Origin of the sequence: Acidovorax sp. SUPP950 (genome assembly GCF_030158935.1) — a bacterium.
Taxonomy (GTDB): Bacteria; Pseudomonadota; Gammaproteobacteria; order Burkholderiales; family Burkholderiaceae_C; genus Paracidovorax.
Genome location: NZ_BQXE01000001.1, coordinates 262,652 through 287,710 on the forward strand (window position 1 = coordinate 262,652; position 25,059 = coordinate 287,710).

25 protein-coding genes are annotated in these 25,059 nt (G+C 67.2%); 15 read left to right on the top strand and 10 right to left on the bottom strand.

The genetic code is table 11. The features are described from left to right. The first annotated feature begins 76 nt into the window (after nt 1-76). The 5 genes from AVME950_RS01280 to AVME950_RS01300 all read left to right on the top strand — a co-directional run bounded on the left by AVME950_RS01280 (nt 77) and on the right by AVME950_RS01300 (nt 4,640). Nucleotides 77-1,489, top strand: coding sequence for a dihydrolipoyl dehydrogenase (locus AVME950_RS01280; RefSeq protein WP_284428453.1), 1,413 nt, complete (start codon nt 77-79; stop codon nt 1,487-1,489). A gap of 99 nt (nt 1,490-1,588) precedes the next feature. After that, nucleotides 1,589-1,804, top strand: coding sequence for a YjfB family protein (locus AVME950_RS01285; RefSeq protein ID WP_272569111.1), 216 nt, complete (start codon nt 1,589-1,591; stop codon nt 1,802-1,804). A 133-nt stretch (nt 1,805-1,937) separates the two neighbouring features. Then, entirely contained in the window at nt 1,938-2,246 is a 309-nt protein-coding gene (locus AVME950_RS01290) for a helix-turn-helix domain-containing protein (protein WP_284428454.1), read from the top strand. 20 nt (nt 2,247-2,266) lie between these two features. Next, nucleotides 2,267-3,580, top strand: a complete 1,314-nt coding sequence (locus AVME950_RS01295; protein ID WP_284428455.1) for a type II toxin-antitoxin system HipA family toxin — start codon at nt 2,267-2,269, stop codon at nt 3,578-3,580. Between the two features lie 16 nt (nt 3,581-3,596). Next, the gene (locus AVME950_RS01300; RefSeq protein WP_284428456.1) at nt 3,597-4,640 is read left to right on the top strand and encodes a phytanoyl-CoA dioxygenase family protein; all 1,044 of its coding nucleotides are present in this window, start codon (nt 3,597-3,599) and stop codon (nt 4,638-4,640) included. Between the two features lie 17 nt (nt 4,641-4,657). Here the strand turns inward: AVME950_RS01300 and AVME950_RS01305 are convergent, their stop codons facing one another. The 9 genes from AVME950_RS01305 to AVME950_RS01345 all read right to left on the bottom strand — a co-directional run bounded on the left by AVME950_RS01305 (nt 4,658) and on the right by AVME950_RS01345 (nt 14,235). Beyond that, entirely contained in the window at nt 4,658-6,037 is a 1,380-nt protein-coding gene (locus AVME950_RS01305) for a PQQ-dependent sugar dehydrogenase (protein WP_284428457.1), read from the bottom strand. Between the two features lie 203 nt (nt 6,038-6,240). Next, nucleotides 6,241-7,236 carry a Bug family tripartite tricarboxylate transporter substrate binding protein gene (locus AVME950_RS01310; RefSeq protein WP_284428458.1) on the bottom strand — a complete coding sequence of 332 codons (996 nt, stop codon included), beginning with the start codon at nt 7,234-7,236 and terminating at the stop codon, nt 6,241-6,243. A 26-nt stretch (nt 7,237-7,262) separates the two neighbouring features. Continuing rightward, on the bottom strand, nt 7,263-8,318 hold the full coding sequence (locus AVME950_RS01315) for an SMP-30/gluconolactonase/LRE family protein (protein ID WP_502869342.1): 1,056 nt from the start codon (nt 8,316-8,318) through the stop codon (nt 7,263-7,265). 106 nt (nt 8,319-8,424) lie between these two features. Continuing rightward, complete coding sequence (locus AVME950_RS01320; protein WP_284428459.1) at nt 8,425-9,525, bottom strand: lactonase family protein; 1,101 nt, start codon at nt 9,523-9,525, stop codon at nt 8,425-8,427. A gap of 20 nt (nt 9,526-9,545) precedes the next feature. Further along, a complete protein-coding gene (locus tag AVME950_RS01325; RefSeq protein WP_272569102.1) occupies nt 9,546-10,841 on the bottom strand; it encodes a TRAP transporter large permease in 1,296 nt (431 codons plus the stop codon). A gap of 8 nt (nt 10,842-10,849) precedes the next feature. Beyond that, a complete protein-coding gene (locus AVME950_RS01330) occupies nt 10,850-11,338 on the bottom strand; it encodes a TRAP transporter small permease (RefSeq protein WP_272569100.1) in 489 nt (162 codons plus the stop codon). 104 nt (nt 11,339-11,442) lie between these two features. Beyond that, nucleotides 11,443-12,414 (bottom strand): TRAP transporter substrate-binding protein, encoded by a 972-nt coding sequence (locus AVME950_RS01335; RefSeq protein ID WP_284401250.1) that lies wholly within the window; start codon nt 12,412-12,414, stop codon nt 11,443-11,445. Nucleotides 12,415-12,487: 73 nt separating this feature from the next. Beyond that, nucleotides 12,488-13,417: an SMP-30/gluconolactonase/LRE family protein gene (locus AVME950_RS01340; protein ID WP_502869343.1), complete on the bottom strand. Its 930-nt coding sequence runs from the start codon at nt 13,415-13,417 to the stop codon at nt 12,488-12,490. Nucleotides 13,418-13,422: 5 nt separating this feature from the next. Then, nucleotides 13,423-14,235, bottom strand: coding sequence for an NAD-dependent epimerase/dehydratase family protein (locus tag AVME950_RS01345; RefSeq protein ID WP_272569096.1), 813 nt, complete (start codon nt 14,233-14,235; stop codon nt 13,423-13,425). A 65-nt stretch (nt 14,236-14,300) separates the two neighbouring features. On the opposite strand from AVME950_RS01345, the gene AVME950_RS01350 reads away from it, so the two are divergent. The 10 genes from AVME950_RS01350 to AVME950_RS01395 all read left to right on the top strand — a co-directional run bounded on the left by AVME950_RS01350 (nt 14,301) and on the right by AVME950_RS01395 (nt 23,655). Then, complete coding sequence (locus tag AVME950_RS01350) at nt 14,301-15,128, top strand: FadR/GntR family transcriptional regulator (protein WP_284428461.1); 828 nt, start codon at nt 14,301-14,303, stop codon at nt 15,126-15,128. A gap of 153 nt (nt 15,129-15,281) precedes the next feature. Continuing rightward, complete coding sequence (locus AVME950_RS01355; protein WP_272547750.1) at nt 15,282-16,253, top strand: Bug family tripartite tricarboxylate transporter substrate binding protein; 972 nt, start codon at nt 15,282-15,284, stop codon at nt 16,251-16,253. A 42-nt stretch (nt 16,254-16,295) separates the two neighbouring features. Further along, the gene (gene kdgD / locus AVME950_RS01360; protein ID WP_272569093.1) at nt 16,296-17,207 is read left to right on the top strand and encodes a 5-dehydro-4-deoxyglucarate dehydratase; all 912 of its coding nucleotides are present in this window, start codon (nt 16,296-16,298) and stop codon (nt 17,205-17,207) included. Between the two features lie 103 nt (nt 17,208-17,310). Next, the gene (locus AVME950_RS01365; RefSeq protein WP_284428462.1) at nt 17,311-17,769 is read left to right on the top strand and encodes a nuclear transport factor 2 family protein; all 459 of its coding nucleotides are present in this window, start codon (nt 17,311-17,313) and stop codon (nt 17,767-17,769) included. 129 nt (nt 17,770-17,898) lie between these two features. Then, nucleotides 17,899-18,867, top strand: coding sequence for a 2-hydroxyacid dehydrogenase (locus AVME950_RS01370; RefSeq protein ID WP_284428463.1), 969 nt, complete (start codon nt 17,899-17,901; stop codon nt 18,865-18,867). Nucleotides 18,868-18,915: 48 nt separating this feature from the next. Then, nucleotides 18,916-20,250: an enolase C-terminal domain-like protein gene (locus AVME950_RS01375; protein ID WP_284428464.1), complete on the top strand. Its 1,335-nt coding sequence runs from the start codon at nt 18,916-18,918 to the stop codon at nt 20,248-20,250. A 27-nt stretch (nt 20,251-20,277) separates the two neighbouring features. Next, the gene (locus AVME950_RS01380) at nt 20,278-20,988 is read left to right on the top strand and encodes a TorF family putative porin (protein ID WP_284428465.1); all 711 of its coding nucleotides are present in this window, start codon (nt 20,278-20,280) and stop codon (nt 20,986-20,988) included. Nucleotides 20,989-21,073: 85 nt separating this feature from the next. Continuing rightward, nucleotides 21,074-21,652 (top strand): RNA polymerase sigma factor, encoded by a 579-nt coding sequence (locus tag AVME950_RS01385; RefSeq protein ID WP_284428466.1) that lies wholly within the window; start codon nt 21,074-21,076, stop codon nt 21,650-21,652. A gap of 9 nt (nt 21,653-21,661) precedes the next feature. Then, a complete protein-coding gene (locus AVME950_RS01390; protein WP_284428467.1) occupies nt 21,662-22,339 on the top strand; it encodes an anti-sigma factor family protein in 678 nt (225 codons plus the stop codon). After that, on the top strand, nt 22,336-23,655 hold the full coding sequence (locus AVME950_RS01395) for a S8 family serine peptidase (RefSeq protein WP_284428468.1): 1,320 nt from the start codon (nt 22,336-22,338) through the stop codon (nt 23,653-23,655). The genes AVME950_RS01390 and AVME950_RS01395 overlap by 4 nt, the downstream gene beginning before the upstream one ends. Nucleotides 23,656-23,783: 128 nt before the next feature. On the opposite strand, the gene icd is transcribed toward AVME950_RS01395, so the two are convergent. Next, nucleotides 23,784-25,043: an NADP-dependent isocitrate dehydrogenase gene (icd, locus tag AVME950_RS01400; protein WP_284428469.1), complete on the bottom strand. Its 1,260-nt coding sequence runs from the start codon at nt 25,041-25,043 to the stop codon at nt 23,784-23,786. Nucleotides 25,044-25,059 lie beyond the last annotated feature (16 nt).

The window sequence follows — 25,059 nt, forward strand, 5'->3', positions numbered from 1 at the left end:
AGTGCCCTGCACCTACAGGCCCCACCCTGCGGCCCGGGGACACTCAGCCATTCGCCACCCCTGAGGAGATCGACCCATGAGCCCACCCCTGGACGCCATCATCATCGGCGCGGGATCGGCAGGCCTTGCCGCGTTGCGCGAGGTTCGCAAACGCACCGACCGCGTGCGGATCGTCAACGATGGCCCCTGGGGGACCACCTGCGCGCGGGTGGGCTGCATGCCCTCCAAGATGCTGATCGAAGCGGCCAACGCCTACCACCGGCGCCACGCATTCGACACCTTCGGCCTGCGCGGCGGGGACGGCCTCTCCGTCGACATGCCTGCCGTGCTGGAGCGCGTGCGCGCCCTGCGCGACGAGTTCGTGGCGGGCACCGAGAAGGCATCGGCGGTCGGCGACCAGGGCATTTCGGGCCACGCGCGGCTGCGCGGCCCGGGCACGGTGGAAGTGGGAGGCAAGACCTACCATGCCCGCAGCGTCATCATCGCCACCGGCTCGCGCCCCATCATTCCCGAGGAATGGCTGGCGTTCGGCGACCGCATCCTGACCACCGACACCCTCTTCGAGCAGCCCACCCTGGGGCCGCGCGTGGCGGTCATCGGGCTGGGACCGCTGGGCGCGGAACTGGCGCAGGCCCTGTCGCGGCTGGGCGTGGAAGTGGCGGCGTTCTCGACCGGGCCATCGCTGGCCGGGCTGTCCGATCCCGACATCCTCGGTGCGCTCCAGGGCGTGCTGAAAGACGAATTCGTCGTCAGCGTGGGCGAGGAGGCCCGCTTGCGCGAAGTGCCGGGCGGCATCGAGGTCAGCAACGGCAGCACCACGGTGGTGGTGGACCAGGTGCTGGCGGCCATGGGGCGGCGGCCGAACATCGAACACCTCGGCCTCGATACCCTGGGCATCCCCCTGGACGCGCACGGCAAGCCGCCCGTGGATGCGCGCACCATGCAGATCGCGGACCTGCCCGTGTTCATGGCCGGCGATGCAGACGACCGCCGGCCGCTGCTGCACGAGGCCTCCGACGAGGGCCACATGGCCGCCCTGAACGCCATGGCACCCGAGCCGCAATGCTTTCGCCGTCGCACGCCGCTGTCCATCGTGTTCACCCAGCCCAACGCGGCGGTGATCGGCCAGGCCTGGAAGGACCTGAAAGAAGGCGAATTCGTGACGGGCTCGGTGGATTTCTCCCGCCAGGGCCGCGCGCGCGTGGCACAGCACAACCAGGGCCGCCTGAACGTGTATGCGGAGCGCGAAAGCGGCCGCATCCTGGGCTCGGAGCTTTGCGCCCCCAGCGGAGAGCACATGGCGCATCTGCTGGCGCTGGCCATCGACCGGTCGCTCACGGTGCAGGACCTGCTGCGCATGCCGTTCTACCACCCGGTCCTGGAGGAAGGCCTGCGCACCGCGCTGCGCGATGCGGCTTCGCACCTGCCCAGCGGCAGCGCTTCGGACCTGTCGGCCTGCTCCGCCTATGGGGCCAGCGCGCTCGATTGAATATTCCGCACCCACCCGGGCTTCAGTTCCGGGCGGGGGTGCCGAAAAAGGAGGGGTCTTTGCCTTCGCCTCGCCCCGAGGCCCCAACAGGAGCACCCCATGGATGTCGCGCTTTCCCAGTCGGTCGTCAACACCGCAACGGCCATGGCCAGCCAGAAGAATTCCGATGCCCTGAACATCCGGGTGCTGAAAAAGGCGCTGGACACGCAAGAGGCCTCCGCCACCTTGCTGATCGAATCGATGAAGCAATCGATGCCCCAACCGGCACTGGCCACCTCCGGCGCGCTGGGCACCCAGGTCAACACGTTCGCCTGAGCCGGCGGCCTCGAGGGGCCGGCGCTTTACGGGGAGGCGGTCTTATGGTGAAAGCCGCGATCTGATTCACCCAAACCACCGGCAGGTGAAACTTGGAATACTCTTTTAGCCAAAAAAGAGTATAAACAGGATCATGACCAACGATCTGATCCACAGCCTGACCGTGGCCCGAAAGGCCAGCCAGCTCACCCAGGCGGAGCTGGCCGAACGGGCCGGCCTCTCGCGCATGACGGTGCAGCGCACCGAAGGGGGCGACCTGGACCCCCGCTATTCCACTCTGACGGAAATGGCCCGCGTGCTGGGGATGGACATCATCGCCGTGCCCAGCACCCTTCGGCCGAGCCTGCAGGCCTTCATCCAGTCGGGCGGCAAATTCCTGGGACAGCCCCAGGGCGTGGATGCCCCGCCTTCGGTGATCGACAGCCTGCGCAAAAAAGGCTGAGCGCGGCCGGCTGACCCGCCATGAGCACCTCCATCCGCTACCTGCGCCTGTACCTGCACCGCCCGGCCGGCCAGGGTGCCGGCCGCATGGCGATCGGCTACCTCTCGCAGTACGGCGACATCCTGCGCGTATCGTTCGATGCCAGCTACATCAACGACCCCGGCCGCCCCACCCTGTCGCTCAGCTTTCAGGGCGAGACCGAGGCCGCCACGCAGCAGATCCTGGCTTCGGCGCGCGACGCCCGGCTGGTGCGCACCGATGGCCGCTGGCCGGTGTACTTCCAGAACCTGCTGCCCGAAGGCCACAACCGCGAGCGCCTCGCGCGCGAGCGCGGCTGCACGCCCGAGGACGAGTTCGAGCTGCTGGCCGCCGCGGGCCACGATCTGATGGGCGCGCTGGAGGTGGAGCCCGTGCCCGCACAGGACGGCGTGCCCGACGTGGTTCGCCACTGGCACACCACCCAGGGCCTGGACGTGCTGGAGCCGGGCTTCGTCGAATACCCCGTGGAGGACGCGGCCTCGCTGCCCGGCGTGGTCACCAAGTTCAGCGCGGTGCAGGAAGGGCGGCGCTACACCGTGCACCGCAAGGGCGCGGCCGGCAGCGTGATCCTGAAGCTGCCCACCACCGCCCACCCCGACCTGGTGGCCAACGAACACGCCGGCTACCAGCTGTGCCGGGCGCTCGGCCTGGACTGCGCCCAGGCGGATGTCATCACCCGCGCCGAGGCCGATCTGCCCGATGCCGTGCCCTTCGACGAGATCCTGGCCGTGCAGCGGTTCGACCACCTGCCCGGCGGCCAGCGGGTGCACATGGAAGAGTTCAACCAAGTGCTGGGCTACACGCCGCGGCAAAAGTACGGCAAGGGCATCCTGCATGACTACGCCACCATGCTGCGCGTGCTGGACCGCCTGAGCCACCAGCCCGTGCACGACACCCGCGAGTTCCTCGCCCGCATGGTCGCCTTCATCCTCATGGGCAACACCGATGCGCACCTCAAGAACTGGGCGCTGGTCTACCCTGACGGGCGCGCACCGCAGCTGTCGCCGCTGTACGACCCCGTGTGCGTCGCCGCGTTCTTCGAGGGCATGCCCGAAAGCCAGTACGCGGTGAACCGGGCCATCGACAAAACCCTGCGCGCCTTTTCATGGGACGACATGGAGGGGCTGATCAAGGCCGCCGGCCTGCTGCGGGCGCCGCGCCATCTTGCGCTGCTGCGCGACTCGGTGCGCCTGGCCCAGCAGGCATGGCCCGAGCGCATCGCCGACGCACCGCCCGCGATGCGCCGATCGGTCGCGGAGCGCCTGGCAGGCGGTGTCGCCCTCACACGGAACTGAAAGCACAACTCCCAGCATGACCACCCCATCATTGAACCCAGCCGATCCCCTTTGCCCGCCCGGCGAGCGCGGCGCCTTGCAGGTGCCCTACCTCAAGCGCTGCTGGTCCCGCTGGATGGCGGCGCGCCAAGGCCTGCCCACGGGCGAGAACGCGGAATCCCATCGCACGCAGATCGTGCTCGCGGCAATGGGCCTGGGCCTGGAGCAGACCATGCAGCACGTGCTGTGGCATGCGCCGGAGTTCGCGGACTTCGAGGACTGGATCGTGCGCACCGCCGGGGCGCCCGATGCCGCCACCATCGCCCGCATCCAGGCGCTGGTGGACGGCGGGCCGGTGCCCGACGCCGTGGCCCGGCTGCACGCCCAGGTCGACGCCATGCCGCCCGTGCTGGATGCCGACGACCTGGCGCACTGGGACGAGCACGGCTACGTGATCGTGCGGCAGGCCGTGGCGCCCGACGACAGCGCCGCCGCGGCGCAAGTGGTGTGGGAGGCGGTGGGCGCCACGCCGGACGATGTGGAGTCGTGGTACCGCAACGCCCCGCGCAACATCATGGTGCAACTGTTCCAGCACCCCGCGTTCGACGCGAACCGCCGGGCGCTGCGCATCCACAAGGCGTTCGCGCAACTGTGGGGCACCGCCGACCTGTGGCGCAGCACGGACCGCTGCGGTTTCAATGTGCCGGAGCGCCCCGGCCACCCTTACCAGGCGCAGGGGCTGCACTGGGATGTGAGCCTGGAGCCACCCATCCCGTTTTGCACCCAGGGCATCCTGTACCTCACGGACACGCCGCCCGAACAGGGCGCGCTCACCGTGGTGCCGGGCTTTCACCGCCAGGTGGAAAGGTGGCTGGCCGGACTGCCGCCGGACGCCGATCCGCGCAGGCAGGATTTCCAGGTGCTGGGCGCCCGGCCCATCGGCGCGGAGGCCGGCGATCTGGTGATCTGGCAACAGGCGCTGCCCCACGGCGCCAGCCCCAACCGCGGTGCGCGGCCCCGTCTGGTGCAGTACATCAACATGATGCCCGCCGACGTGCCGATTCAGGCGATCTGGCGCTGAGCAGCCTCCACCATCCCCTATCGGGGCGTGCCCGAAACCCGCCAGATGGCGTTGCCCACGTCATCGGCCACCAGCAGCCCGCCGCGCGCATCCAGCGCCACGCCGACGGGACGGCCATAGGCATCGCCTTCGGGGCTGAGGAATCCGGTCAGCACGTCGATCGGCTGGCCCTTGGGCTGGCCGTTCTCGAACGGCACGAAGACCACCTTGTAGCCACTGCGCGGCTTGCGGTTCCACGAGCCGTGCAGACCCACGAACGCCCCCTGGGCCAGTTGCTGCGGCAACCCGTTGCCGGCCGAGGGCGGGCCCGAGAAGGCCAGCCCCAGCGGTGCCACGTGGCTGCCCAGCGCATAGTCGGGTGCGATGGCCTTGGCGACCTGGTCCGGCTGGGGTGGCTTCACCCGCACATCCACATGCTGGCCGTAGTAGCTGTAGGGCCACCCGTAGAACGCGCCCTCCTTCACCGAGGTGAGGTAGTCGGGCACGAGGTCGCTGCCGATCTCGTCGCGTTCGTTCACCACCGTCCACAGCGCGCCGCTGCCGGGGGCCCAGCCCAGGCCGTTCGGATTGCGCAGGCCGCTGGCGAAGATGCGGTGGGTGCCGCTGGCGCGGTCCACCTCCCAGATGGCGGCGCGGCCTTGCTCGGCCTCGATGCCGTTCTCGGCCACGTTGCTGTTGGAGCCCACGGTCACATAGAGCTTGCGGCCGTCGGGGCTGGCGATGAGGTTCTTGGTCCAGTGGTGGTTGAACGGCAGGCCGGGCAGGTCCACCACCTTGGTGGCGGGCGCGGTGATGGTGGTCTGGCCCGCCGTGTAAGGAAAGCGCACCACCGCATCGGTGTTGGCGACGTAGAAATCGCCCCCCACCAGCGCCATGCCGAACGGGGAATGCAGGCCCTGCAGGAATACGCTGCGCGTTTCCGCAACGCCATCGCCGTCGGTGTCGCGCAGCAAGGTGATGCGGTCGGCCGACGGCGCGCCCGAGCCCGCGCGGCCCATGACCTTGCCCATGACCCAGTTGCGCACGTTCTTCACCAGCCCCTGGTCTTCCTTGGGCTTGGCCGGCGTGTTGCTCTCCGCGACCAGCACGTCGCCGTTGGGCAGTACGTACACCCAGCGCGGATGGTCCAGCCCCTTGGCCAGCGCGGTGACCTGCATGCCCGCCATGGGCGTGGGCTGCATGCCGTCGGGCCAACCCTTGGCGGGTGCGATGTGAACGGTGGGGATCAGGGTCTTGTGGGGTTCGGGCAGCGTGGGCGACGGGCCCACGCCGGCCTCGGGCGGCAGCCGCGCCGTATCGCCGCAGCCGGCCAGGGCCCCAGCCAGCGCGCAGCCCAGGACGGCGACAGGCCAGCGGGCGGTTGAAAACGGGGGGAGATGGGAGCGTCGCGCGTGCATGGGAGAACCTGCCTTCTGTGCTGTGTTGGGGTGCCGATCGCGGCGGATGCGCCGCGATGCGGGCCAGTGTGCCGCGCTGGCACCACCGCCCCTGTCAGCCATGGACGCGAACGCGCCGGACGGGTCTCCCATCCCCTCCCCTCTCCGGCATGCAGCGGGCCCGGGCGCCAGGGCACCGGGCCGCGTCACGCCACCGCGCGGTGTCAGTCCACCTTGATGTTGGCGGCCTTGATCACCTGCGCCCACTTGGCGACTTCGGCCTTCTGGAAGGTGGCGATCTGCGCGGTCGTCATGTCGGCCGGCTCCATGCCGAAGCTCTTGAGGCGGGTCTGCATGTCCGGCTGCGCGAGGATCTTGCGGATTTCGGTGTGCAGGCGGGTCACGACCGGCTCGGGCGTGCCGGCGGGTACGAAGATGGCCTGCCACGACTGCACCTCGAAGTCGGCCAGGTCCTTCAAGCCGGATTCGGCCACGGTGGGCACGTCGGGCATCGAGCCCAGGCGCTTGGCCGAGGTGACGGCAATGGCGCGCAGCTTGCCGCTCTGGATGTGCGGCGCGGCCACGACGGTGGTGTCGAACATCATGTCCACCTGCCCGCCGATCACGTCCTGGATGGCCGGGCCGCTGCCCTTGTACGGCACGTGGGTGAACTTCACGCCCGACTTGTAGGCCAGCAGCTCCAGCGCCAGATGCTGCGAGGTGCCGGTGCCGGCCGAGGCGGACGACAGGCCGCCCGATTTGCCGCGGGCCGCGTCCAGCACGTCCTTCAGGGTTTTGTAGGGGCTGCTGGCCGCCACCACCAGCACCACCGGGTTGGTGCCGATGAGCGTGACGGGCGCGAATGACTTCACCGGGTCGTAGCCCAGCTTCGGGTACAGGCTCACGTTGATGGCGTGTGAGCTGATGGTGCCGCCCAGCAGCGTGTAGCCGTCCGGTGCCGCGCGGGCCGCGATTTCCGAGCCGACGCTGCCGCCCGCCCCGCCCTTGTTGTCCACCACCACGGTCGTGCCCAGGGCAGTGCCCAGCTGCTGGCTGATCAGCCGGCCCAGCGTGTCGGTGGTGCCGCCCGCCGCGAACGGTACCAGGTAGGTGATGGTCTTGCCGGTGGGCCAGGTGCCCTGCGCGAAAACGGGCAGGCCGATGAAGCTGCCGGCGGCGGCCGCAGCGGCCGCGGCGGCGATGAAGGTTCTGCGTTGCATGTGCGTTGTCTCCTGGTTTTGAAAAATCAGACCGCTCCGCGCGTTTCCACGTAGAGCGAATAGATCGAGTGGCTGCTGGCCATGAAGAGGCGGTTTTTCTTGGGGCCGCCGAACACGAGGTTCGGGCAACGCTCGGGCAGGCGGATGTGGCCGATGGCCTTGCCGGATGGGTTGAACACCATCACGCCGTCCAGGTCCGCGGCGACCGAGTCGGCCGCGCCCGTGCTGCCCCAGCCGCACCACAGGTTGCCGTCTTCATCGACCTTGAATCCGTCCAGCGCGCCCGCCCCGCCCTCGATCAGCACGGTCGGGTTGGCCAGACCCTGGCGGGCGGTGACGTCGTAGCGCACGATCTGGCGGCGGTTGTCGGCCGTGCGCGCCACGAGGTAGAGCTGCTTTTCGTCCGGCGTGAACGCCAGACCGTTGGGAAAGCGCGCCTCCAGCACGCGATCCAGCCGGCCGGAAGGATCGATGCGGTACAGCGCATGCGGAAGCTCGGAGACGGCCTTGTCGCCCTCCCAGTGGCCGCCGATGCCGAACGGCGGGTCGGTGAACCAGACCGAGCCGTCGCTCGGGCAGACGATGTCATTGGGCGAGTTCAGGCGCTTGCCCTCGAAGCGGTCGGCCAGCACGGTGATGCTGCCGTCGTACTCGGTGCGGGTCACGCGGCGGGTCAGGTGCTCGCACGTCAGCAGCCGGCCCTGGCGGTCGCGGCCCAGGCCGTTGGAGAAGTTGGAGGGCTGGCGGAACACGCCGGTCTGCCCCGTGGCCTCGTCCCAGCGCAGGATGCGGTTGTTGGGAATGTCGGAAAACAGCAGGTAGCGCCCATCGCCGAACCACACCGGGCCTTCGACCCAGCGAAAGCCGGTGGCGATCTGCTCCACGCTGCTGCTGAACAGGCGGTACTTGGCGAATGACGGATCCAGGATCTGCACCGAGGGATCGGGGTAGCGCTGCTGCGGCTTGAAGTCGAACGCCTGGGCCTGCGCGAGGCCCGTGGCCGTGGCGGCCAGCGCGCCGGCCATGAAACGGCGGCGCGATGGCGGGGTCTGGGGGGTGGCGTCTTGTGTCGCTCTTTGCATGGGTTTTGTCTCCGGTCGTGTTTTCAGGAAGCGCGGCGGGCTCCAGGTCCCGAAGCCGCGCGGGCGGGCAGGCGCATGCGTGCCCACGCACCAAGGCGTCGATGTTTCACGGCAGGTCGACGATCTCGACCCAGTTGGGGTTCTTGCCCGCCGCCACGCGCGTGGGCGTGCCCGGCACGCCGGTGGCTGGATCGATGGGGTGCAGCGACACGCTGTGCGAGTCCTGCCCCGCCGCGATCAGGAAGCGCCCCGAGGCATCGACGGCAAAGCCGCGCGGCGACTTCTCGGTCGGCACCTGACCGAGCGGCTCGAGCTGCCCGGTGGCCGCATCGACGCGGAAGGAGGACAGCGTGCTCGACGTGCGCTCGGACGCATACAGCGTGCGCCCATCGGGCGACAGGTGCAGGTCGGCCGCCCAGGGCTTGCCGGTGAAGCCCGGCGGCAAGGTGGTGGTGCGCTGCACCTCGCGCAGCGTGCCGCGCTCGGCGTCGTACGCCATCACGTGCAGGGCCGCGTCCAGCTCGTCCACCACGTACATATACCGCTGCGCCTTGTCCCAGACGAAGTGGCGCGGGCCGGCCTTTTCCGGGGCCACCGCGGTCAGCGCCGGCTCGTTGGCGGTCAGCTTTCCGGTGGTGGCGTCGAAGCGCCAGCTCGACAGATGGTCACCACCCAGGCTGGTGGCGAACACGTAGCGGTTGGCCGCGTCGGCATGGATGGCGTGCGCGTTGGGCGCCGTGGGAATGAGCTGCTGCACCGCACCCACCAGCCCGTCCTTGTCGATGCTGTTGACGGTGATCTTGTGGCCCGGGTAGGACGCGGCGAACAGCCAGCGGCCGGTGGCATCGGTGTCGATGTTGGCCATGCTGTCCGCCAGGGCGGCCTCGCCCTGCTTCTTCAGGCGGCCGCTGGCCGGATCGATGGCCAGCGTCACCACGCGAAAAGGCTGCGAGCGCAGCGCCACGTACAGCTGGCGCTTGTTGGGCGAGACCGCCATGGGCATGGCCTGGCCGCCCACGGTCACGGTCTCCACCGGCTGGAGTTGGCCGGCGGCGCGGTCCAGTTCGTACACCGAGATGTCCTGGCTGTCGGCGTTCGACACATAGACCCAGGTGGCGGCCGAGGCCGCGCCGCTGGCCGCCATCAGCGCGGCGGCGGCCACGGGGGCCAGCGCCACCGCGCGCAGGAAGGAGGAAGAAATCGCCATGGATCGCTCTCTTTCCGGGGTCACTTGACCACCATGAACATGCTGGGCAGCCAGGTCGAGAAGGCCGGCACGAAGGTCACGAGGGCCAGCGCGAAGATCAGCGCGCCGTAGAAAGGCCAGATCGTGCGCATCACCGTGCCCACCGACACGCCGCCGATTGCGCAGCCCACGAACTGGGTGGTGCCCACGGGCGGCGTGTTCAGGCCCAGCGCGCAGTTGATCAGCATGACGATGCCGAACTGCACCGAGCTCATGCCGTAGTGCTGGGCGATGGGCAGGAAGATCGGCGTGCACAGCAGGATGGTGGCCGCCATGTCCAGGAACGTGCCCAGCACGAACAGGATGATGTTGATCAGCAGGAAGATCACCCACGGCGTGCTGGTCACCTGCGACAGCATCTGGCCCGTGAGTTCGGCCACGCCGTACAGGCTGATGAGGTAGCCGAAGGTGCTGGAGATGCCGATCAGCAGCAGGATCACGCCCGTGGTGCGCACCGCCTTCGAGGCCGCCTTGATGAAGTGCTCCCACTTCAGCGTGCGGTACAGGAACACGGTCAGGCCCAGCGCATACAGCACGGCCACGGCCGCCGATTCGGTGGCGGTGAAGATGCCCGAAAGAATGCCCCCCAGGATCAGCACGACGATGAACAGCCCCGGCAGCGCGGCGGCGAACGAACGCCCGACGATCTGCCAGCCCGGGAACGTGCCCGCGGGGTAGCCGCGCTTGACGGCCACGAGGTAGGCCGCGGCCAGGTTGCTGATGGTGAGCACCAGCGCGGGAATCAGCGCCGCGAGGATCAGCGCCGCGATGGACACCTTGCCGCCGGCCGCCAGCGAATAGATGATGAGGTTGTGGCTGGTGGGCATGAGCGCCCCCACCAGCGCCGCGTGCGTCGTCACGTTGACGGCGTAGTCGGCGTGGTAGCCCTCCTTCTTCATCATCGGGATCATCACGGCGCCCATGGCCGACACGTCCGCCACCGGCGAGCCCGAGACGCCGCCGAACAGCGTGCAGGCCACCACGTTGGACATGCCCAGCCCGCCGCGCACGTGGCCCACCAGGTTGCGCGCGAAGTTGACGATGCGGTCGGCGATGCCGCCGTACAGCATCAGCTCGCCCGCGAAGATGAAGAACGGAATCGCCAGGAACGAGAAGATGCCCATGCCCGAGGTCATCTGCTGGAAGCCGACCTCCAGGGGCAAGCCTTCGTACAGCAGGGTGGCCAGGGCCGACAGGCCGATGGAAAACGCCACGGGCACGCCCAGCAGCAGGAACAGCGTGAACGACACGCTCAGGATCAAAAGTGGCACGGTCATGGTTTTTCTCAGCCCCAGGCAGGTTCGACTTCGCGGCCCTGGGCCAGCGCGATGATGTGTTCGATCGAGAACATCACGATCAGGACGCCCGCGATCGCGGCCGGCACGTATTTCCAACCTTCGGAGATCCACAGCGTGGGCAGCCGGTAGTCCCACACCGACTGCGCGAGCGACGCGCAGCTGTAGGCCATCACGGCGCCGAACACGAGCACCAGCGCATGGATGAGGTATTCCATCTTCAGGCGCAGCCAGTCGGGCGCCAGCACCAGGAACGATTCGAGCCCGATGTGGCCGGCATCGCGCACGCCCACCGCCACGCCGAACATGGTGACGTAGATCACCAGCAGCAGGGCCAGGCTTTCCGCCCAGGTTGGCGTGTTGTTGAGCACATAGCGTCCGAACACCTGCCAGCTCACGGCGCAGATCACTGCGACTAGGCCGAGGATGCCCAGCCACATGCAGACGCGGGCGAGCGTGCGGCAAATTTGGGTATACATTTTGTTATGAGTAAAAAAGGCCCCTGGCGCAATATCCACTAGGGCACCATGCTATTGATTTAAGAGCAAAAAAAGCCCACTTCAGGAAGTGGGCAGAAAGGGACTTACTGGGTGTCCTGAACGCGCTTGACCAGGTCCTTGAGCTTGGCGTCCGGGATGAACTTGTCGTACACGGGCTTCATCGCGGCCTGGAACGGGGCCTTGTCGATTTCGATGATCTCGGCACCGCCGGCCTTCACCGTCGCCAGCGACTTGATCTCGCGCTCGGCCCATTGCTTGCGCATGTAGGGCACCGACTCCTTGGCGGCCTGGCGGATCCAGCCCTGCTCTTCGGGCGACAGGCGGTCCCAGGCGCGCTTGGAGAACAGCAGCATCTCGGGGGCCATGGAGTGCTCGGTCTTGGTGTAGTACTTGGCCACCTCGAACGAACGCGAGCTCTCGTACGTGGGGTAGTTGTTCTCGGCCGCGTCGATCAGGCCGGTCTTGAGGCCGGTGTACACCTCGCCCATGGGCATGGGGGTGGCGTTGGCGCCCATGGCCTCCAGCATCGACACCCACAGGTCGGACTGCTGCACGCGCACTTTCAGGCCCTTCATGTCGGCGAAGCTGCGCACGGGCTTCTTGGCGGTGAACATCGAGCGGGCGCCGCTGTCGTAGTAGGCCAGGCCCACGAAGCCCTGCTTTTCGCAGGCCTTGAGGATTTCCTCGCCGATCGGGCCGTCCAGCACCTTGTGCAGATGCTCGACCGAGCGGAACAGGAACGGCATCGTGGGAACCACGGTCTCGGGGCAGATGTTGTTCATCGCGCCAATGTTGATGCGCACCAGCTGCAGCGCGCCGATCTTGGCCTGCTCGATGGTGTCCTTCTCGCTGCCCAGGGCGCCGTTGTTGAACACCTTGATGGTGTGCTTGCCGCCCGACAGGGCTTTCAGGCGTTCGCCCATGAACTTGACCGCCGTCACGGTCGGGTAGTCGTCAGGGTGGATGTCCGCGGAGCGCAGCTCGGTGGCCTGCGCGGCGCCGAAGCCCAGTGTGAGCGCGGCCAGGGTGGCCAGGGTGGTCTTCAGGAATTTCATTTGTCTGCCTCGTCTCTTTTGCTGTTGGAAATACGTTTTGGGGGAGAAATCGGTAGAGGGACCCAGGCCCCGTTCAGACAGGGGCGGTGAATTCTGGCTCCGGCACGCCCTGCGTACCCGGGCGCAATGCGAAGACACCGCCGGCCAACGGCTGGTCCGACAGGTCCACGCCTGCGGGGCGGATGGAGGTGACGTACAGCGTGTCGAGCTGCGGGCCGCCGAAGGCGCACATGGCGGGCTTTTTCACCGGCACGGCCAGGGACCGGTCGAGCCGGCCATCGGGGGTGAAGCGGTGCACCAGGCCCGCGTCGTTGCCACAGATCCAGTAGCCGCCATCCAGATCGATCGCCGCGCCATCGGGGCGCCCCGGCAGCGGATTCATGTCGGCGAACAGGCGCCGGCGGCTCGGCGTGCCGGTCTCGGTGTCGTAGTCGAAGGCCCAGATCGCCTGCACCTGGGGGTGCGAATCGGACAGGTACATCGTGCGCCCGTCGGGACTGAAAGCAATGCCGTTGGGCACGATCAAATCGCCCAGCGCCAGGTCGGTGCCTGCGCCGGCCGCCATCTCCTGCGCACCGAACCGGTACACCTTGCCCACGCGGGCGGCGGCGCCCATGTCCTGCAGCATGGTGCCGGCGATGAACCGCCCCTGGCGGTCACAGCGGCCGTCGTTGAAGCGCATGCCCGCCCGGGCGTGGTCGGCCGTGGCCAGGCGCTGCGCCTGCAGCGGGCCGGATGCGGCACCGCCCGGCGGCAGGTCGAGCTGGAACCAGCCGCTTTCCAAACCGGCAAGCCATCGGCCGGGCTGCCCGGCCCAGGGAGCGATGCAGGCGACCATCTCGGGTGCCTTCCACTGCGCCTGCTCGCCGGTCTGCGCGGACCAGCGGTGCAGCACGCCCTGGGGAATGTCGGCCCAGTACAGCGCCTGCCCGGCAGCGCGCCACACCGGGCTCTCGCCCGTCGCGCAGCGCGCATCCAGCACCAGTTCCGCGCTGGCGTTCACGGCGGTCATCCTTCGAACGGGCCCTGGGCCGTGAAGGCCCCGCCCTGGTAGATGGCGGCCGGGTCGGTCGGCGCGGGTGCGGGCTGGGCCTCGACCTGGGCACGAAAGGGTTCGGAGCTGTCCTTGGGCGTGAAGCCCAGGTGCGCTGCCGCATGGTTGTCCCACCACAGATCGCGGTTGGCGGAGGCGCCATACACCACGGTGTGGCCCACGTCCGGGGTGAACAGGGCCTTTTCGACGAGCTGGGTGAGGTCGTCGTAGCTCAGCCAGGAGCTCATCATGCGGCGGTCGCGCGGCGCAGGGAACGAGGAGCCGATGCGCAGGCTCACCGTCTCGATGCCATAGCGGTCGAAATAGAAGCTCGCCATGTCTTCGCCGAACGACTTGGACAGGCCGTAATAGCCATCGGGCCGGCGGCGGGCATTGGCGTCGATGCGTTCGTCCTGGCGGTAAAAGCCCGTCACATGGTTGGAGCTGGCGAACACCACGCGGCGCACGCCGTGGCGACGCGCGCCTTCGTAGATGTGGAACACGCCCTTGATGTTGGCTTCCAGGATCTGCTCGAAGGGCCGCTCCACCGATACCCCGCCCAGGTGCACGATGGCGTCGCAGCCGGCCACCAGCGCGTCCACCGCAGCCTTGTCGGCCAGATCGCAGGGCACCACCTCTTCATCGGGGCCACGCGAAGGGGCCAGGGTGGAGATGTCGGACAGCCGCAGCACCTCGGCATACGGGCGCAGTCTTTCGCGCAACACCTGGCCCAGGCCGCCTGCGGCGCCGGTCAAAAGAAGACGGGGTAAACGGGACGGCTGGCTCATGAAGCTCCTCTGGCTAGTATTTGTCATATGTTGTCATACAACGTTCAGCGATTATCATCACCGCCATGGCCGCACCGATAAAGGGATTACCCGCATACCCCGCCCCCACCGAATCAACGGCCCCGAACCTGTCCCCGGCCCCGGTCCGGCGCGCCCGCGGACTGGCCAACGCCGTGGTGGAAGACTTCTCTGGAAAGATCCGCGACCGGCTGCTGACGCCGGGCGACAAGCTGCCCACCGAATCGGAAATCATGCGCGCCCACGACGTGAGCCGCACCGTGGTGCGCGAGGCCCTGTCCAAGCTCCAGGCCGCCGGCCTCGTGGAAACGCGGCACGGCATCGGCACCTTCGTTCTGCCCCCGCGCGCCGGCGGCGTGTTCCGCCTGGACCCGTCCGAACTCACGGCGTCGGTGGACGTTCTGGCCGTGCTGGAGTTGCGCATCAGCCTGGAAACCGAGTCGGCCGGCCTTGCGGCCATGCGCCGCAGCGAAACGCACCTGCAGGCCATGCGCCAGGCGCTGGACGACTTCGAGCGCAACGTGGCCATGGGCGGCGACACGGTGGGGCACGACTTCCGCTTTCACCTGCAGATCGCCGAGGCGACGGGCAACCCGTACTTCGCCGACATCATGAACCACCTGGGCACCACGCTGATTCCGCGCACCCGCATCTCGGGCATCCGCAACGCAGTGCGGGGCCACGAATACCTGAGCCGGGTGAACCGCGAGCACGAAGAGATCTATTCGGCCATCGCCCGCAAGGACCCCGAGTCGGCGCGCGCGGCCATGCGCATCCACCTCACCAACAGCCGCGAGCGCCTGCGTTTGGCGCAGGAGGCGGCCAAAACACCGCCGGCTCCGGTGCAAGCCCCCGCCGCCACACCCGAAGCCTGAAACCCAGCCACTCGCCCAAAGGCCGGGCAGCGCGGGTCATCGTTAACCCGAAGAGCCGCGGAAAAGCATCCTCCGGCGCTTGTGCCTTGCCATTTTTAAGTTGTATGATGACGTACAACAAAAAATGATCCAACCCAAGCAAGGAGACATGCAATGACTTTGAACCGCCGCCACGCCATGGTCTATGGTGCCGCCGCCCTGGCCAGCACCACGGCCATGGGCCAGACCGCCAATTGGCCCACGAAAACGTTGCGCCTCATCGTGCCCTACCCGCCCGGCGGCAGTTCGGACATCATTGCGCGCGCCATCAGCCAGCCGCTGTCGGACCTGCTCAAGCAGAACGTCATCGTGGAAAACAAGCCCGGCGCCAACGGCAACCTGGGCGCTGACTTCGTCGCCAAGGCCCAGCCTGACGGCTACACCATGCTGCTGTGCGACGTGGGGGCGCTGGCCATCAGCCCCTCGGTCTATACCAAGCTGCCATTCAACCCCTCCAAGGACCTGCGTGGCGCGACCATGCTGGCCTACTCGCCGCACATGCTGGTGGTGCACCCGTCCGTGCCCGCCAACAACCTGAAGGAACTGATCGCCCTGTCCAAGACGGCCGACCTGAATTTCGCCGTCACCGCCACGGGCAGCGCGCCGCACCTGGCCGGCGTGGCGCTGGAGCGCGCCAGTGGCGCCCGCTGGCAATATGTGCCTTACAAGGGCGGCGTGACCGCCATCCAGGACACGATGGCCGGCCAGACCCAGGTGCTGATGAACGGCATGCTCGCCACCCTGCCCCACGTGCAGAGCGGCAAGCTCAAGGTGCTGGCGCTGTCCAAGGCCACGCGCATGCCGCTGCTGGCCGATGTGCCCACCATTGCCGAGCAGGGCATCCCCGGCTTCGAGTCCGGCACCTGGCAAGGCATCCTCGTGCCGCGCGGCACGCCCGATCCGATCGTGCAGCGCCTGAACACGGCCCTCATCTCCGTCATCCGCACGCCGGAAATCCGCTCCCGCCTCGCGGGCCAGGGCGCCGAGGTCGTGACCATGGCCTCCGCCGAGCAAGACAAGTTCTTCGAGAAGGAGCGCGCACGCTGGGCCAGTGTGGTGTCGGCGGCGCAGATCCGACTCGACTGATTTTTCACTTTTCCCTTTTTCCACCCACTACCCCGTACCGCCATGCAACCTCAAGAACTCAAGACCATCATGGGCTCCGGCCTCCTGTCGTTCCCGCTCACGGACTTCGACGCCCAGGGCCAATTCAACGCCAAGGGCTACGCGGAGCGCCTGGAATGGCTGGCCCCCTACGGTGCCAGCGCCTTGTTCGCGGCAGGCGGCACGGGTGAGTTCTTCTCGCTCACGGCGGACGAGTATCCCGGCATCATCAAGACCGCCGTGGACACCTGCCGCGGCAAGGTGCCGATCATCGCCGGCGCCGGCGGCCCTACCCGCTTTGCCATCCAGTGCGCCCAGGCGGCCGAGAAGGCCGGCGCCCACGGCATCCTGCTGCTGCCGCACTACCTGACGGAAGCCGGCCAGGAAGGCCTGGCCGCGCACGTCGAAGAGGTGTGCAAGAGCGTGAAGTTCGGCGTGATCGTCTACAACCGCGGCCAGAGCCGCTTCACCCCCGAAACGCTGGCACGCCTGGCCGAGCGCAACGCCAACCTGGTGGGCTTCAAGGACGGCGTGGGCGACATCGAACTGATGAACTCCATCTACATGAAGATGGGCGACCGCTTTGCCTACCTGGGTGGCCTGCCGACTGCCGAGGTGTATGCCGCGGCCTACAAGGCACTGGGCACGCCGGTGTATTCGTCGGCCGTGTTCAACTTCATCCCCAAGACGGCGATGGACTTCTACAAGGCCGTGGCCAACGACGATCTGGCGACGCAGCACCACCTGCTGCGCGAGTTCTTCATGCCTTATCTCGAACTGCGCAACCGCATGGCCGGCTATGCCGTCAGCATCGTCAAGGCCGGCGCGAAGATCGTCGGCCACGACGCCGGCCCCGTGCGCGCCCCGCTCACGGACCTCAAGCCCGGCGAAATGCAGGAACTCAAGGCACTCATCGACAAGCTCGGCCCGCAATAAGGCGCCGCGGCTGAAGATCCGGCGCCCGGCCGTGCACGGGCGCCGGTGGGTCAAGCCATCCGCACGGGGCATCCATAAAACCACACCACAACGGAGACAAGAGATGTACAAGAAACTGTTCCTTGCGGCGGCCACGGCCGTCACCCTGCTGGCCCTGGGCGGCTGCGCCACGGCACCGGCCGGCGCGGTCGCCGATGCGCCGCAGTCGGTCGCCACCGCGGCCGAGCGCCTGCGAATCGCCATGATCGACCCGACCCCCGCCGCGCTGAACCAGCTCGTGGCCGACGACCTGAGCTATGGCCACTCGGGAGGCCGGGTGGACACCAAGGCCAGCTTCATCAGCGACCTGCTCGACGGCAAGTCCGACTTCGTCACCATCGTCATCAGCGACCAGACCATCAAGGTGGTCGGCGACGTGGCCATCGTCCGCCACACCCTGACGGCCGATACCAACGATTCGGGCAAGCCCGGCAAGGTGCAGATCAAGATCCTGGGCGTCTGGCAAAAGCAAGGCGCCGATTGGAAGCTGCTGGCCCGCCAGGCCGTCCGCGCAGCGCCCTGATTCCCCCCGACGAGGAGGCCGCGCGTGCGGCTTTCTCGTGGGGCTTCGAATTCTTTCTGCTCCCTGCGACCGCTTTCACACCGGCCTGCACCCCAAGGCCCTGGATGCGCCGCCGTACCATCCCCGCCCATGAGCACCACACCCCGGCCCCGCCTCCTGCAAATCGCCCGCCTGCCCCTGCCGGCGCTCGAAGCCGACCTGGCTGCGCAGTTCGACATCGTTTGCCTGTCCGACCAACCCGATCCCGCCGCGTTCCTTGCCGAACGCGGCGCCGACTTCACGGGCGTGGTCACCTCCGCCTCCATTGGCCTGAAACGGGAGGTGATCGATGCCTTGCCGAGATTGCGGGTCATCAGCAGCTTCGGCGTGGGGTTCGACGCGCTGGACATCGCGGCGGCGAGCGCGCGGGGCATCCAGGTGGGCTACACGCCCGGCGTCTTGAACGATTGCGTGGCCGACCTGGCCTTTGCCCTGCTGCTGGATGTGTCGCGTGGCGTCAGCGCCAGCGACCGCTTCGTGCGGCGCGGCGACTGGACCACCGCCCGGTTCGCGCCCCAGACCCGGGTGTCCGGCAAGCGCCTGGGGCTCGTCGGCATGGGCCGCATCGGGCAGGCCGTGGCCGAACGCGCCTCGGGCTTTCGCATGGAGGTCGGCTACCACAACCGCCGGCCCAGCGCCCAGTCCGCCCTGCCCTATTTCGACTCATTGCTGGAACTGGCCCGATGGGCCGACTACCTGGTGCTGACCGTGGCTGGAGGGGCGGAAACCCGCCATCTGGTCGATCGCGCCGTGCTGGAGGCCCTCGGCCCCCGGGGTTTTCTGATCAACGTGGCACGGGGCAGCGTGGTCGATGAAGCCGCCCTGATCGACGCCCTGGCAGAACGCCGCATCGCCGGTGCGGGCCTCGACGTGTTCGAAAACGAACCATCGGTGCCGGCCGCCCTGCAGGCGCTGGACAACGTGGTCCTGACACCGCACACCGCCAGCGCCACCCATGAAACCCGCCGCGCCATGGCCGACATGGTGCTGGACAACCTGCACGCCTTCTACGCCACGGGTGCTGTCCGCGCCCCGGTGCCCAGCACCGGGACGGCTTGAACCCACTTCGCTCCGCCACTCTCCGAAGCCACACCCATGCCCACTGCCATGCACACCCCTACCGTCACCGAAGTCCGCGTCATTCCGGTCGCCGGGCGCGACGGCATGCTGCTCAACCTGAGCGGCGCGCACGCCCCGTTCTTCACGCGCAACCTGTTCATCCTCACCGACAGTGCCGGGCGCACCGGGGTCGGCGAAGTGCCGGGCGGCGAAAAGATCCGGCAGGCCCTGGAAGATGTCCGGCCCCTGCTCGTCGGGCAGCCGGTGGGCAACCACCTGGCGCTGCTGCAGCAGGTGCAGGCCGTCCTCGCAGGGCGCGACAGCGGCGGACGCGGCCTGCAGACATTCGACCTGCGCATCGCCATCCACGCCGTCACCGCCGTGGAGTCGGCCTTGCTCGACTTGCTGGGCCAGCACCTGGGCGTGCCGGTGGCCGCACTGCTCGGAGAAGGCCAGCGGCGCGACCGCGTGGAAATGCTGGGCTACCTGTTCTTCGTGGGCGATGCCGGCCAAACCGATTTGCCCTACGTGCGCGCCCAGGATGTGGATGCCACCGAGAGCGACTGGAGCCGAGTGCGCCATCTACAGGCCCTCACCCCCGAGACCATCGTGCGCCAAGCCGAGGCCGCGCACGCACGCTATGGTTTCAACGACTTCAAGCTCAAGGGGGGCGTGCTGCGCGGCGAGGACGAAGTCCTGGCCATTCGGGCGCTGCATGAGCGCTTTCCCAAGGCGCGCGTCACCCTCGACCCCAACGGCGGCTGGCTGCTCAAGGACGCCGTTCGCCTGTGCCGGGATCTGCACGGCGTGCTCGCCTATGCGGAAGACCCCTGCGGTGCCGAAGACGGCTTTTCGGGCCGCGAGATCATGGCCGAGTTCCGCCGCGCCACCGGGTTGCCCACGGCCACCAACATGGTGGCCACCGACTGGCGCCAGATGGTGCATGCGCTCTCGCTCCATTCGGTCGACATTCCACTGGCCGACCCGCACTTCTGGACCATGGCTGGCTCGGTGCGCGTGGCCCAGACCTGCCGCGACTGGGGCCTGACCTGGGGTTCGCACTCCAACAACCATTTCGACGTGTCGCTGGCCATGTTCACGCATGTGGCGGCTGCGGCCCCGGGCAAGGTCACGGCCATCGACACCCACTGGATCTGGCAGGATGGCCAGGGCCTGACACAATCGCCGCTGCAGATCGTGGACGGGCATGTGACCGTGCCGACCACCCCGGGCCTGGGCGTTCAGCTCGACATGGCGGCCGTGGAGCGCGCGCACCAGCTCTATCTCCAGCATGGGCTGGGCGCACGCGACGACAGCATCGCGATGCAGTACCTTCACGCCGGCTGGAAGTTCGATCCCAAGCGCCCTTGCCTCGTTCGCTGACCCGCAAGGCTGGCCTAAACTGCTGTCATGCCTTTTTCACACGCATGGCCTGACAACACCGCCCGAAGCCTGCTGCCCTGGATCTTTTTGGGAGCAACAGCCGGCTGCGGCGCGCAGACCCGTGATGTCACCGGTGAAATCGCCGTCAGCAGTGACCTCACCGAACGGGGTTTCCAGACGCCCATCAAGCGCCCCATCGTCCAGGGGCTGCTCACGCTCTACGATGCGACGGGATGGTCGGCCGGCGCCGTGCTGGGAATGCAGACCAACGGCCGCCGCTATGGCCGGGCGATCGTCCGCCTCGCCTACGACGGTGTGCTGTCCAATGACTGGCAGTACCAAGCCGTCACCCAGTACTACGCCTATCCGGACAACCCCACCGCCCAGTTGCTGGACCGGCTGGAAACGGCCCTGAGCTTCAGCTATCGCGATCTGATCACGGCAGGTGCGTCGGTATTTCGATATCCCCACACCCGGGATGCCGCCCGGCCCATGCGGTGGGCCGTGGATCTGGGCGGTCGGCTACCGATCGACGAGCAATTTTCCTTGACGGGCACCATCGGCCTGGCCGAGGTCCGCCCGCAAGACCGTTATGCGTATGGCAGCGTTGGCGCCGCCTGGCGCCAAGGCCCCTGGCGCGCCTCACTCAGCTATTTGGCAACCGACAGTCGGGCCCGCCCGTTGTCCCCCGGCAACACTGCAGGCCACTGGTCGTTCATGTGGGCCCGTTCTTTTTGAAGCATCCGCAACCTTTTGGTGCATTGCAGGCACACACGTCGCAAGATTCCACCTTCCACGACGCTCATCCGCCCGCTTCTACGCCATGGCTGCCCTCTCCTTTCCCGACGATTCAGCCGATCTCGAACTGCTGCATGGCATCGCGTCCGGCGATCGCGCGGCCCTGGCAGCACTGTACCGGGCGTACCACCGCCGGCTCTGCCAGTTTCTGACCCGCCTGACCCGCCGGTCCGACCTGATCGAAGAGGTCATCAACGATTGCTTCTGGATCGTCTGGCAAAAAGCGGGCAGTTTCCGTGAAGAGTCGAAAGTCTCCACTTGGATCATGGGCATCGCCTATCGCTGCGGGCTCAAGGCCCTGCGGCAGGACGGGGGAACGGACATGCTCTCCATTGCGGACGACGATCTGGAAGTCCAGCCCAATCTGGCCACTGACCCCGGCGAAGCGAGGGAACTGCGCAACTGGCTGGACAAGGGCATGGAGCGGCTCTCGGTGGACCAGCGGCTGGTACTGGAACTGGCCTATGCCGGCGGGCATTCGCTGGAAGAAATCGCCGTCATCACCCAGTCACCCGTCGGAACCGTCAAAGCGCGCATGTTCCACGCGCGAGTGAAGCTGCGCAACTTGCTGCCGGCCTTGGCCACCCGCAGCACCGCTCAATAGGATTGCACCATGCCCTCCCGTTTTCCTGATTCCCCAAGCCAGGACCGCTCCCATCTACTGACCCAGGAAGCCCTGCCCTGGATCGTCAATGGCCGTGCCAGCGATGAGCAGCGTGCGGAAGTGGAAAAGCACCTGGCACAGTGCGCCGACTGCCGGGACGAACTCCAGACGCAGCAGCAGGTGCAGGCCGCCATGGCATTGGCCCCCACGCGCATGCCCGATGAACAGGCGGGCCTGGCCAAACTGCTGGAGCGCATCGAAATGGACGCCCTTTGCGATCAACCGCTGCCTAAACCCATGGCAGGTGCACGCCGGCACGGTGGCCGGCTCACCTATGCACTGGCCACCTTCGCCGTCTTGCAAGCCGTTGCCTTGGCCTTCATGGGACATCGCTTGTCCGAACAGGAACCATCGGCGTTCCAGACATTGAGCAGCCCCCCAGCCCCGGGCACTGCGGCCGCTGGCCAGCCAAACGCCATCCGCGTCGTTCCCGATGGACGCATCACGCTGGCAGACTGGAAGGCGTTGCTGGATTCGCTGAACCTGCAGGTGGTCAGTGGCCCCAACGCGATGGGGGCTTATGCGGTGTCTGCGAAAGACATGCGCCAATCAAATACCCAGGCCCTGGAGCGGCTGCGCAGCACCCCGGGAATGCAGATGGTCGAACCCATCGGAGGCCCGCCATGACCACCCGTCTTCTGACCGCGGCCTTGCTGCTGGCATGCACACTGTCCGGTTGCAGCAGCGTGCCGGCGGAACCTCCTCCCGACGCTAGGACGCTGCAGCCCTCCGGTGAGGCGGGCATGCGTGCCGACAGCACCCGCTACATCATCGTGGCGGTTCCCAATCCGCTGGAACATGTACCGGGCCGCGCGGGCACCAGCCTTTCCAGCTACGGCGCCCCGCCGCGCTACACCATGGGCAACCGCGCGGCAAGGACAGTCCAGGCCATCGCCGTGGACTACGGCCTGCGGGAAGTGACTGCCTGGCCAATCCCGCCGATGAATGCGCACTGCGTGGTGTTCGAGATCAGCGCCACCGCGTCCCGCGACGCGCTGCTGCACGCGCTTTCGCGCGATGCCCGCGTGCAACTGGCGCAGCCCCTGCAGGACTTTTCGGTCAACGCAAGCCCCGAGCCGGAGACTTCGGCCGTGGCCTACAACGACCCCTACATGCCCTTGCAACAGGGCTTTGTGGACATGCAGGTGGCACGGGCGCACAAGCTCAGCACCGGCAAAGGAGCGCACATTGCCGTGATCGACACGGGCGCGCAGACGGAGCATCCGGAGTTGCGCGGGCAGATCGATGCCGCCTACAACCTCGTCGATGAAAATGCCGCGGGCTTTCAGCAAGATCAGCACGGTACCCAGGTCGCGGGCATCATCGCCGCGGCGGGCAACAACCTGCAGGGCATCGTCGGTGTCGCACCCGAGGCAAAGGTGAGCCTCTACAAAGCCTGCTGGTATCCGGCACATCAGCCAGCAGCCGGCGCACGCTGCAATTCGTTCACTCTCGCCAAGGCGCTCGTGGCCGTGATGTCGTCCGATGCGCGCACCATCAACATGAGCCTGGGAGGCCCTGAGGATCCGTTGCTCGGCACGCTGCTGGGCCAACTGGTCAAACAGGGCCGTGCGGTGGTCGCCGCGCTTCCGTCCAACGGAGAGCGCACGGGTTTTCCTGCCGGCGTGCCCGGCGTGATCGTCGTGGGAATGGCCGACAACGCCAATCTGGCGGCCAAGGGTGTTCTGGCTGCGCCCGGAAAAGACGTGCTCACGCTGCAGCCCCAGGGGCGTTACGACTTCGCCACAGGCTCTTCGATGGCTGCGGCCCACGTGAGCGGGATGATTGCATTGCTCCAATCCAGCGCCCCGCAACTCGACCTCAAGACCATTAATAACCTCCTGCTGGAGAGCGAAAAAAGTGTGGGCAGGCCATGGATGGTCAATGCCGAGCGGGCGCTGGAATCCCTGCCGAACCAAGGCCAGCGGCTGGCAAAACGCTGACCAGCCACCGACCAGCCATTCATCTGCCAGAAACGCGCCCTGGCCAAAAGAAAACCCTCCAAATCCGGACAGGACTTCGAGGGTTTCCGCACCAGTAAGCCGATGCCTCTCGGCATCCGCCCAAGTGATTACATGTTGTCGATCATGACCTGGCCAAAGCCAGAGCAGCTCACTTGCGTCGCGCCTTCCATGAGACGGGCGAAGTCATAGGTGACCTTCTTGCTGGCGATCGACTTCTCGATGGACCGGATGATCAGGTCGGCAGCTTCCGTCCAGCCCATGTGACGCAGCATCATTTCGGCCGACAGGATTTCAGAGCCGGGATTCACATAGTCCTTGCCAGCATACTTCGGCGCGGTGCCGTGCGTGGCTTCGAACATCGCCACCGTATCGGACAGATTGGCGCCAGGAGCGATGCCAATGCCGCCCACCTGGGCCGCCAGCGCGTCAGAGATGTAATCGCCGTTCAGGTTGAGCGTGGCCACCACGCTGTACTCGGCGGGGCGCAACAGGATCTGCTGCAGGAAGGCGTCCGCAATGCTGTCCTTGATGGTGATGTCCTTGCCCGTCTTGGGGTTCTTGAACTTCATCCAGGGGCCGCCGTCGATCAGCTCGGCACCGAATTCCCTTGCCGCCAGCGCGTAGGCCCAGTCACGGAAGCCACCTTCGGTGAACTTCATGATGTTGCCCTTGTGCACGATGGTCACGCTGGGCTTGTCATTGTCGATGGCGTACTGGATCGCCTTGCGCACCAGTCGCTCGGTGCCTTGGCGGGACACGGGTTTTACACCAATGCCGGAAGTGTCGGGAAAACGGATTTTCTTGACGCCGAACTCTTCCTGCAGGATCTTGATGAGCTTTTTGGCCTTTTCGGACTCGGCTTCAAACTCGATCCCGGCGTAGATGTCTTCCGAGTTCTCGCGGAAAATCACCATGTTGGTCTTTTCGGGCTCCTTGACCGGCGAGGGCACGCCCTTGAAGTACTGGATGGGGCGCAGACAGACATACAGGTCCAACTCCTGGCGCAGCGCGACGTTCAGCGAACGGATGCCACCGCCCACGGGCGTGGTCAACGGGCCCTTGATGGACACCACGTAGTCGCGCACGGCGTGCAGCGTCTCTTCCGGCAGCCACACGTCGGGGCCGTAAACCTTGGTTGACTTTTCGCCAGCGAACACTTCCATCCAGTGGATCTTCTTCTTACCACCATAGGCCTTTGCCACAGCAGCGTCCACGACCTTGAGCATCACGGGCGTGATATCGAAACCAGTGCCGTCGCCCTCGATGTACGGAATGATGGGCTGATCCGGCACGTTCAATGACATGTCGGCGTTGACGGTGATTTTCTGGCCTTCGGCTGGCACCTTGATGTGCTGGTAGCTGCTCATTGAACGGGTCTCTCCG

Coding starts and splice junctions, on each gene's coding strand:
- AVME950_RS01390 (WP_284428467.1), top strand. CDS start 21,662: ATGCCCTCCCGTTTTCCTGATTCCCCAAGCCAGGACCGCTCCCATCTA.
- AVME950_RS01370 (WP_284428463.1), top strand. CDS start 17,899: ATGAGCACCACACCCCGGCCCCGCCTCCTGCAAATCGCCCGCCTGCCC.
- kdgD (WP_272569093.1), top strand. CDS start 16,296: ATGCAACCTCAAGAACTCAAGACCATCATGGGCTCCGGCCTCCTGTCG.
- AVME950_RS01330 (WP_272569100.1), bottom strand. CDS start 11,338: ATGTATACCCAAATTTGCCGCACGCTCGCCCGCGTCTGCATGTGGCTG.
- AVME950_RS01335 (WP_284401250.1), bottom strand. CDS start 12,414: ATGAAATTCCTGAAGACCACCCTGGCCACCCTGGCCGCGCTCACACTG.
- AVME950_RS01350 (WP_284428461.1), top strand. CDS start 14,301: ATGGCCGCACCGATAAAGGGATTACCCGCATACCCCGCCCCCACCGAA.
- AVME950_RS01290 (WP_284428454.1), top strand. CDS start 1,938: ATGACCAACGATCTGATCCACAGCCTGACCGTGGCCCGAAAGGCCAGC.
- AVME950_RS01365 (WP_284428462.1), top strand. CDS start 17,311: ATGTACAAGAAACTGTTCCTTGCGGCGGCCACGGCCGTCACCCTGCTG.
- AVME950_RS01285 (WP_272569111.1), top strand. CDS start 1,589: ATGGATGTCGCGCTTTCCCAGTCGGTCGTCAACACCGCAACGGCCATG.
- icd (WP_284428469.1), bottom strand. CDS start 25,043: ATGAGCAGCTACCAGCACATCAAGGTGCCAGCCGAAGGCCAGAAAATC.
- AVME950_RS01345 (WP_272569096.1), bottom strand. CDS start 14,235: ATGAGCCAGCCGTCCCGTTTACCCCGTCTTCTTTTGACCGGCGCCGCA.
- AVME950_RS01355 (WP_272547750.1), top strand. CDS start 15,282: ATGACTTTGAACCGCCGCCACGCCATGGTCTATGGTGCCGCCGCCCTG.
- AVME950_RS01310 (WP_284428458.1), bottom strand. CDS start 7,236: ATGCAACGCAGAACCTTCATCGCCGCCGCGGCCGCTGCGGCCGCCGCC.
- AVME950_RS01395 (WP_284428468.1), top strand. CDS start 22,336: ATGACCACCCGTCTTCTGACCGCGGCCTTGCTGCTGGCATGCACACTG.
- AVME950_RS01375 (WP_284428464.1), top strand. CDS start 18,916: ATGCACACCCCTACCGTCACCGAAGTCCGCGTCATTCCGGTCGCCGGG.
- AVME950_RS01315 (WP_502869342.1), bottom strand. CDS start 8,318: ATGCAAAGAGCGACACAAGACGCCACCCCCCAGACCCCGCCATCGCGC.
- AVME950_RS01280 (WP_284428453.1), top strand. CDS start 77: ATGAGCCCACCCCTGGACGCCATCATCATCGGCGCGGGATCGGCAGGC.
- AVME950_RS01295 (WP_284428455.1), top strand. CDS start 2,267: ATGAGCACCTCCATCCGCTACCTGCGCCTGTACCTGCACCGCCCGGCC.
- AVME950_RS01320 (WP_284428459.1), bottom strand. CDS start 9,525: ATGGCGATTTCTTCCTCCTTCCTGCGCGCGGTGGCGCTGGCCCCCGTG.
- AVME950_RS01325 (WP_272569102.1), bottom strand. CDS start 10,841: ATGACCGTGCCACTTTTGATCCTGAGCGTGTCGTTCACGCTGTTCCTG.
- AVME950_RS01380 (WP_284428465.1), top strand. CDS start 20,278: ATGCCTTTTTCACACGCATGGCCTGACAACACCGCCCGAAGCCTGCTG.
- AVME950_RS01305 (WP_284428457.1), bottom strand. CDS start 6,037: ATGCACGCGCGACGCTCCCATCTCCCCCCGTTTTCAACCGCCCGCTGG.
- AVME950_RS01300 (WP_284428456.1), top strand. CDS start 3,597: ATGACCACCCCATCATTGAACCCAGCCGATCCCCTTTGCCCGCCCGGC.
- AVME950_RS01385 (WP_284428466.1), top strand. CDS start 21,074: ATGGCTGCCCTCTCCTTTCCCGACGATTCAGCCGATCTCGAACTGCTG.